General features: G+C 58.8%; 7 protein-coding genes. 5 read left to right on the top strand and 2 right to left on the bottom strand.

Annotation, left to right across the window (positions count from 1 at the left end):
- Positions 1-11 precede the first annotated feature (11 nt).
- Both ACTJI6_RS23235 and ACTJI6_RS23230 read right to left on the bottom strand, forming a co-directional pair.
- Positions 12-1,073 carry an IS630 family transposase gene (locus ACTJI6_RS23235; protein WP_440803696.1) on the bottom strand — a complete coding sequence of 354 codons (1,062 nt, stop codon included), beginning with the start codon at positions 1,071-1,073 and terminating at the stop codon, positions 12-14.
- A gap of 185 nt (positions 1,074-1,258) precedes the next feature.
- Entirely contained in the window at positions 1,259-2,143 is an 885-nt protein-coding gene (locus ACTJI6_RS23230) for a DNA-methyltransferase (RefSeq protein ID WP_440804085.1), read from the bottom strand.
- 657 nt (positions 2,144-2,800) lie between these two features.
- Here ACTJI6_RS23230 and ACTJI6_RS23225 point away from each other — a divergent pair.
- From ACTJI6_RS23225 to ACTJI6_RS23205, 5 genes are all read left to right on the top strand, one after another.
- Entirely contained in the window at positions 2,801-4,870 is a 2,070-nt protein-coding gene (locus ACTJI6_RS23225) for an AAA family ATPase (RefSeq protein ID WP_440804083.1), read from the top strand.
- The gene (locus tag ACTJI6_RS23220; RefSeq protein WP_440804081.1) at positions 4,867-5,091 is read left to right on the top strand and encodes a hypothetical protein; all 225 of its coding nucleotides are present in this window, start codon (positions 4,867-4,869) and stop codon (positions 5,089-5,091) included. The genes ACTJI6_RS23225 and ACTJI6_RS23220 overlap by 4 nt, the downstream gene beginning before the upstream one ends.
- A gap of 129 nt (positions 5,092-5,220) precedes the next feature.
- A complete protein-coding gene (locus tag ACTJI6_RS23215) occupies positions 5,221-6,231 on the top strand; it encodes a CHAT domain-containing protein (RefSeq protein ID WP_440804079.1) in 1,011 nt (336 codons plus the stop codon).
- 88 nt (positions 6,232-6,319) lie between these two features.
- Positions 6,320-7,513, top strand: a complete 1,194-nt coding sequence (locus tag ACTJI6_RS23210) for a hypothetical protein (RefSeq protein WP_440804077.1) — start codon at positions 6,320-6,322, stop codon at positions 7,511-7,513.
- A 43-nt stretch (positions 7,514-7,556) separates the two neighbouring features.
- Entirely contained in the window at positions 7,557-7,790 is a 234-nt protein-coding gene (locus ACTJI6_RS23205; RefSeq protein WP_377764643.1) for a DUF6429 family protein, read from the top strand.
- Positions 7,791-7,794 lie beyond the last annotated feature (4 nt).

Genomic DNA, 7,794 nt, shown 5'->3' with positions numbered 1-7,794 from the left:
TTATACCGCTTCTACTGCAAAACCCGAAAGTTCTCGCGGGTTATGACGCGGAAGTTGTCGGAGACCTTGTCGCGGAATTTTGTCCATTCCTGCGGGATGGTTTCACGCATGAATGCAAGGATGGCGTCGGCGAACTGCTTCTGACTTGGGTAGTAGCGGTTGTGGGTAACGTATTGATGCAAGACAGCCCAAAGCCGCTCAATCGGATTGAGATGAGGGCAATAGGGTGGCAGCTGGATCAGATGGATACGGCAAGCTGTCTTGGCGAGGAAGGCTCTGACATCGGGTCCTTTGTGGTAGGCAGCGTTGTCCCAGATGACATGAATGATGCGCTTGTCAGGGTTGCGCTCCTCGATCTTGGTGAGAAGCTGCACGGCACTGACCCCGTCGACGGTTGTGGGCTCGACAAAGGGTGCATCAAAAGTTTCGAGGTTTACAGCCCCATGAATGTTCACACGACCGCGCCCTGCTGTGCTGAGAACCGCTGGATTTGATCCCACCTTCACCCAGCCGAATGCAGGCTTGGTCTGGTATTCCGGATGCACCGCATCGGCGAAGTAGACGGCTTCATCTGCTGGTAACTCACGCATCAGGCGTTCGTAGAATGCGATGAAAGCTGTCTGCTTTTCCGCAGATGCCACGCGCGGCAGAGGCTTGGGCTTGCGGTATTCAAAGCCCAGTCGGGCGAGAAGTTTGATGCAGCCAGAATGGGAGTAGTTCAGACCGCACTCAGCCGCGAGGTGAGCCCTGATCTCGACCGTCGAGCGACAGAAGCGCACTTGCAGCCATGCGCACAGCGCAGTCTCCTGTGCCTGCGTCATACGGGACTGGCCGCCTTTCCAGCCGTCGTAGGCAAGCGCATCCCAACCATCTTGCAGGTAGGTTTTATGCCAGCCCCGAATGGTATCGTCGTCCAGATAGAGAAATTTTGCGATCCGGGCACAGCTTTCCCCGTCGTCGAGCAGCAGGATCGCATTTGCCCGGCGGGCAATGCCGTGGTCCTCGCGCTGACGACGCACGCACGCCTCAAGCTCGAGGCGGTCTGCTGAGGAAAGAAAGCCGGGGCGGATCATAGGCGTAGCTGAATCGTTCCAAACCCAGCCGTCAAGTCACCAAATTCGGCTGCCGCAGGACTCCGAGTATATATCTAAGCCCTTTATAGTCTCCGCGAGTGCCTTTTGTAGATATTTGGGACGTAGCGTATTCAGTTTTCGGGCAAAATCAACCTGAAGATCGGGGGGAGCGAAACTAAATTTACTCACGCGGCGACCCTCACAACCCGAGTTTCTGAACCACTAAGCCTTTTCCGCGCCAAATCAACATACTCAGGATTAATTTCGATTCCCAAATATTTTCTCCCTTCACTTCTTGCCACCTCACCAACGGTTCCTGACCCAAAAAATGGATCTAGTATGAAGTCGTCCCTCTCGGACGACGCCAGCACACACGGACGGACAAGGTCAGGAGGAAAGGTTGCGAAATGGGCTTCCGCGTAGGGCCGGGTGCGGACATTCCATACAGATCGGCGATTCCGAAGGCCCCCATTTTCTGCCCTCTCCTTAACTGCGTCAGCGTTGTAGAAATATTTTTCTGACTTAGTCAGCATAAAGAGAAACTCATGGCTTCGAGTTGGCCGATCTTTTACACTTTCCGGCATCGCATTAGGTTTATTCCACACGATATCAGTGCGAAGATACCACCCATCATCTTGCAGAGCGAATGCAAGCCGCCACGGAATCCCAAGAAGGTCTTTTGGTTTGAGGCCATCCGGAGTGTCCGGGCGCACACCCATAGCACGGGCGGGGTTTTTCTTATCTGTAGCGCGGTAACCTCGATTTCCGCTTGTAAAACCATCGCCTATATTTAGCCAGAGGGTTCCATCAGGAGTAAGCACACGAAAGACCTCGCGAAACACTGAAACTAGCCGATTGATAAACTGAGGCATTGTTTCTTCGAGGCCGATTTGCTTCTCCACTCCGTAATCTCTCAACCCCCAGTAAGGAGGAGATGTCATAGCACAACGAACTGAAGCGGCGGGAAGTCGTCGCAGGACGGAGAGGGCGTCTCCCTGAAATATTGTCGAGTGATCAACAGAGAGCGTTTCTGGATCCTCTATCCGTTTAACTTCAACCTCTTGCGGCATTTTGCCCTCCTCATTCTCTGTTAATCTGTATAGCTCAGCACGCGAAAAATCCTACCCACTTTGATTATCAATCGCCTGTGTGAGGCATGTCCTCATCCTGCTATCAATCATCTAAACCGTGCCTTTTCAGGAGTTCGAACGCCCGGCGGAACCCGTCCACCTGGCTGATCCGGTGCTGGACGCACCACTCCTTGAACGCCCAGCGCTCGTCCTCCGAAACCTTGAGGTTAATGTTTGCCAGACCTTGCCCCTCGGAGCCAGACGGCTTCGCACCCGACCTGCGTGTCATCTTAACCATGATTCTTACTTTCTTGCAAGGAAGAAAACACGAAAACGCGCTTTCTGATTACGGAAACGGTAGCATAATCCCCATCCCCCTCAATACCTTACGGCCACTTCCGATGCGGTTTCGGTCAAGCCCTCTTGCCCATTCCGTTCTCATCCACGTAACATATGCCCCATGCGACAGCTTCGGACGCTCCTTCACCGAATACGGGGCTGAGCCCCGCGCCCCCGCCGACCGTAGGGGCCACACCTCCACATGATAGACATGCCCGACCACGGTCGACGCGCCTTCGCGATCATTAGCGGAGCGCTGACCAGGCATTTCATCAGGCCCGCCGTCGCCGTCCTGCGCGGCGTCATCCGGAGAATCACATGCACGATAGTTGGCTCACCCGCTTCCGCCGTTCGCTGCTCCTCGTCGCGGATTACCGAAGCACTTCCGACTGCACCGAGATGTCGGAACACGTATTCCAGGCACTCATTGAGGGTCGCCTCTCCGAGGTCGAGCACGAGCTTGACAACATGGAGGAAGATTTCGACCATTACTCCGTATCGAGCATCACGCTCTCCGAGGCACCGATCAGGGTGATCGCGCTCGCCGCGCTCTGCAAGGCGCTCCCGCCAGACGAGGAATTTGCCACGATGGCGCGGCCCGGCTCGATCACCCTCATCACGTGCAGACCGCACGGCATTGCGAACGAGGTTGCGTGGGCGCTGAGGCGTTTGCTGAGCGACGCGGCGCCGGGGAGCAAGTTCGAGGTCACGGTCACCTGCGCAAGCGAGGGCCGGCGGAACGCCGGCCAGAATAAGGTAGAGAGCGCGATCGACGCCGCCCTCTACGGGGTTGATGCCCGGATTCTCATCATCAACGGGCCTGAGGCCGTCCCGCCCCGGTTCGCGGCGCTGCTTCCTGAATCGCTGGTGGTAGGCCCACCCGACCGGGAAATGATCGCCGTCGCGGTGACCGTTGCGGCGGGCTCCGGCACGCCCTGCGGCGCGGACGAACTGCCGTCCGACGCGGCGCTGCGGAGGATCGGCATCGACGGGCTCCGGATGGCGCTCCGACTCAGGGGCCTCCCCGAGATCGTCGGAGAATTGCACCGCCTCGCTGATCGGGTCGCGGCGCATGCAGGACGGGTCACGCTGGACGACATCTCAGGTTATGGGGAGGCGGAGGAGGTCGGACGGCAGCTAGTGTCGGACTTGCGCGCTTGGTCGCAGGGCGAGATCGGGTGGACAGACATGACCCGGTCCGTCCTATTTCACGGCGAACCCGGAACCGGCAAGACTTTTCTCGCCCGAGCCGTCGCCGCTTCTGCCGGGGTCCCGCTGATCACCGGCAGTTTCGCCGCTTGGCAGGCAGCCGGGCATCTGGGCGATATGCTGCGTGAAATGCGGCGGACGTTCTCCGAGGCGCGGGATCTCGCCCCCTCCGTGCTGTTCATCGACGAAGTCGACGCGGCCGGAGACCGGGGGGCGAAGGACCGGCACGCCGAGAACTATCGGCGGCAGGTCATCAACGGCTTTCTGGAGCTTATGGACGGGGCGGCCGCGCGCGACGGGGTCGCTGTCATTGCAGCGTGCAATGATCTCGACGCTCTTGATCCGGCTATCCGCCGCCCGGGTAGGATCGACAGGATCGTCCGGGTTCCCCGCCCTGGCCGTGCTGCCGTTGAAAGGATTCTCTCCTATCACGCCGGCGACGTGCTCCGGCCGGAGGAGATCCGGTCGCTCGCGCGCTTGGCGACCGGTCGGACCGCAGCGGAACTCGACGGCGCCGTGAGGGAAGCGAAGGGGATCGCGCGCGCCCTCCGGCGACCGCTCTCCGCCCGCGACGTCGCCGCCGCGCTCGGGCTTGAGGACGAGGACCCGGACCTGCTCTGGCGGGTCGCCGTTCACGAAGCGGGGCACGCGATCGTGGCTGCGCGGCTGCGTCGCGGTGCAATCGGCGCGATCCGAGTAGGCACGGATGGAGGGCACGTCCACCTCGACCCGCCCGCACCGAACCTGACTGCGGGAGACATCGCCGATCACATCGCCTTCCTACTCGCTGGACGCGCGGCGGAGGAGATGATCTTCGCGGAGGCGTCGATCGGCGCCGGCGGGAGGCCGGACAGCGATCTGGCGATGGCAACTGACCTCTCGCTGCGCCTGGAACTGGCATACGGGCTGACTGAGCACGGCCTCCTCTATCACCCGGACCCAGCACGGGCAGGCTTGGGGGATCCCGCGACTCGTCAGCGAGCTGATCAACGGCTGAGTGCGGGGAGAAGCCTCGCGACGGCAATCCTTCGCAAAGAGGAGCAGCGCCTTCGGAGGCTTGCGCAGATCCTTTGCGAGGAACGCGTTCTTGAGGCGACCCCGGCTGAACGGGACCTGACCGGCAGGCTAATGCGGCTCTGCGATCCAGAGGGTCAGGAACAAAGGGAGGGGTTGGCATGATCTTCGAGGACGATTCCAGGCCGGAAGGCGGCGCACGGCTGGGCGCCGCGCTGGTCAACGCCATGGACGAGGCTGCGGCCCTTTCCGAAATCCTCGCGCTCCTGTTCTGGGCGAGCGAAGGTATTGGTGGGCCACATGGCGCGGCGTTGGCAAGGGGGGCCATGGTGGCGCAGGAGCGCCTTGAGGCGCTTCAGGCAACGTTACGCCTGAATAAGGACTAAGAACAAAGAGATGAAGATTGCCTCAAAAATCCTCTGCGATATATGATGCCCGAAACCCAATGGTGAAAAGTAATGCCTTTAAGTGAAACATATCGCCGCGACCTTGCCCGGCTTCAAGAAAGGGAGGCTATGTTTCGCAAGGACCTCGCTCGTTATGAAGATGTCGACGGCAAAGCTTTCGCAGAATATCGAAGGAAGCTTGATTCCGCGATTAAGGCCTCCTCTCCTTCTACCTCAAAAAGCCACTACGACGCCGCCGAGAGGGCAAAAAAGAAGTCGGTAGACGCGAAAAGAAAAATTGCGGAAATCTCTAAGAACATCGGGGCAAACGCTAAGCAACAAGCCGATAAGAAGAAAAGCCTGGAGAATGCCCTCAGAAACGAACGTCGGACCGAAGATCAGCTAATGGCGAGGCGGCGCGCCGAAGAGAAGAAACACGTCCAGGAGATCGCCAGATTGTCAGTGCCGGAAGTTCGTTATGTGCATGTCCGTGAACCGGAGCCAGAAAGGCTGCGCGTCCTCTACCTCACGGCCAACCCTGATCTGGATCTGCCGCCTGAGCATGATGATCGTCTGCGTGTCGATCAGGAGGTGCGGCAAGTGCAGCAAGCTCTCCGTGGTGCCAAGTATCGTGATCTGATCGAAATACATCAGCGGCCGGCAGCCACGTTCCAGGACCTGCTCGACGGTTTGAACGATATCAGCCCACATATTGTCCATTTCTCGGGCCACGGCGGGGGGGAATCCCTCCTGTTCGACGTCGAAGAAGTAGGTGGGCTTCATGGTAAGGTTGTGACGTTCGCGTTGCTTGTGAAGGCACTAGGGGCAACTGACCGGCCCCCGACGCTCCTTGTGATGAACGCTTGCGACACGCTTGCAGGAAGCGAATCCATCCTCCCCTCAATTCCAGTGATCATTGGTATGTCGGAGCCGATAGGGGATCTTTCAGCAGTCCTCTTCGCTCAGCAGCTTTATGCCGCTATCGCAAGCGGCCAATCTGTCGGCAGCGCAATCATGCAGGGCAAGGTGAGAATGGAGGCGGGCCTAGCCGACCCTGACGAGAGTCGACTACCCCAGTTCGTCGCAAGAAATGACGTGGACGTGCATTCGTTAGTTTTAGTCTCTCCAGCACTGCCCTGAGACCTGGATGGTATTAACAGCATCTTTAGGTGGGACGGTGCCGTAGCCTCTATTGGAAATCGTCTTCACCATCAGCGAGGGATCGTTAATGTCCGAGCACGTCCGGTCGCTTATCCGCGATGAGTTGTTCGATTTAGTGTGGTCTAAGCCCTCCGGAGAGGTGGCCGTCGAACTCGGCATTTCGGAAAATGATCTACGGCGGCTGTGCTCACGACATCAGATACCTTGCCCATCCCGAGCTTACTGGTCCCGCGTCGCCTCAGGACAACATTTCAAACGTCCTCTTTTGAGGCGTCTTGAGGATCCGGCTCTGGACAAAGTCGAGATAGTTCTAACTGCACCAACCGCCATAGAAGTTCCGACCGGCGACGCAAACCCACCAATGGACGTTCAACTGAAATTAACCGCAGACCAAGTAGCGGCACAGCCATCTTCCCCTCCCGATAACCACCACGTAGCAATCAGACCCACAGCAAGGGCTTTGCGAAAAGCAAAACCGGATGAGAACGGACGTGTTTCGGCTGTCGGGTCAGGTCTTTGCGGTCTCATTGTGCATAGCGAGCGCGTTGAACGTGCCTTGACCTTTGTAGATGCACTTGCGTCCTCCCTCGACGCGGAGGGCTTGTCGCTGCAGCCGGACGCACAGCGTATGAAGATCGAGGTCGGAAAGGACACGGTGACCTTCACCCTGACCGAGAAATCAAGGCGGCAGAAGCACATTCCCACGGCCAGCGAACAAGCGGCCTACAATCAGCAGCAGGCGCGTCGCCAAAGAGCGGCTGACCGCCGAGATTGGGACTTATACACCTCCTTACCTTACGAGAAACCGTGGCCTGAGTATGACACCATCTACACCGGGCAGCTCGCCCTAGTTATCGAAGGCTGGCACCAGGGGCTACGAAAAACATGGGCAGACGGTAAAAGCCAGCGCATCGACACCATGCTTGAAAACGTCGTCACGGGACTGAAAGCAGTCCTTGCCAGTGATCGGGAGGAACGGGAGCGTCGCGAGGAGAGGGAACGCCAATGGGCAGAACTGTCCCGGAGGCGTGACCTGGCGAAGAAGCGAAAGGAGCGAGAAGAAGCGCGGATCGCTCATCTCCGTGAGTTGGTGCAGCTTCAGCGGGAAGCAGCGGATATCAAGGAATGGCTCGGTTCCTTACCCGCCGAAGCCGCCGCCGATAGCGCCACCGAACTCGGACGCATGGTTGCTTGGGCAAAGGCGCGTCTCACTGCTCTTCAGGCTAAAACTACTGCGGACGGGGCGGCCGTCAAACTGTAACCGCCCGATTCCCGCCCCAGTCTGACCGTAGTATGCTCAGTCCATGGAGATTGATCGGGACAAGATCGACGAGGCCGTTCTGGCGCTTATGTGGTTGACGCTGCATGACGAGCGGCGGGCGTGGAAAGGCTTTGACTGGGACGCCCTAGAGCGATTGCATGGGAGGGGTCTGATTGCCGATCCGGTCAACAAGGCAAAGTCGGTTGTCCTGACCGATGAGGGCCTGCGGCAGTCCGAGGAACTCTTCCGGGCGCTGTTTACGCGGCCTCGGTCTTGACCGT

The sequence above is a fragment of the Paracoccus sp. 22332 genome (assembly GCF_052045125.1).
GTDB classification, from domain to species: domain Bacteria; phylum Pseudomonadota; class Alphaproteobacteria; order Rhodobacterales; family Rhodobacteraceae; genus Paracoccus; species Paracoccus haematequi_A.
The sequence above is the reverse complement of the archived record's forward strand: the minus strand, read 5'-3'. Positions and strand labels throughout refer to the sequence as shown.

Excerpts from the sequence above, each read along its gene's own strand:
- ACTJI6_RS23235 (WP_440803696.1), bottom strand. The coding sequence starts at position 1,073 with ATGATCCGCCCCGGCTTTCTTTCCTCAGCAGACCGCCTCGAGCTTGAG.
- ACTJI6_RS23230 (WP_440804085.1), bottom strand. The coding sequence starts at position 2,143 with ATGCCGCAAGAGGTTGAAGTTAAACGGATAGAGGATCCAGAAACGCTC.
- ACTJI6_RS23225 (WP_440804083.1), top strand. The coding sequence starts at position 2,801 with ATGCACGATAGTTGGCTCACCCGCTTCCGCCGTTCGCTGCTCCTCGTC.
- ACTJI6_RS23220 (WP_440804081.1), top strand. The coding sequence starts at position 4,867 with ATGATCTTCGAGGACGATTCCAGGCCGGAAGGCGGCGCACGGCTGGGC.
- ACTJI6_RS23215 (WP_440804079.1), top strand. The coding sequence starts at position 5,221 with ATGTTTCGCAAGGACCTCGCTCGTTATGAAGATGTCGACGGCAAAGCT.
- ACTJI6_RS23210 (WP_440804077.1), top strand. The coding sequence starts at position 6,320 with ATGTCCGAGCACGTCCGGTCGCTTATCCGCGATGAGTTGTTCGATTTA.
- ACTJI6_RS23205 (WP_377764643.1), top strand. The coding sequence starts at position 7,557 with ATGGAGATTGATCGGGACAAGATCGACGAGGCCGTTCTGGCGCTTATG.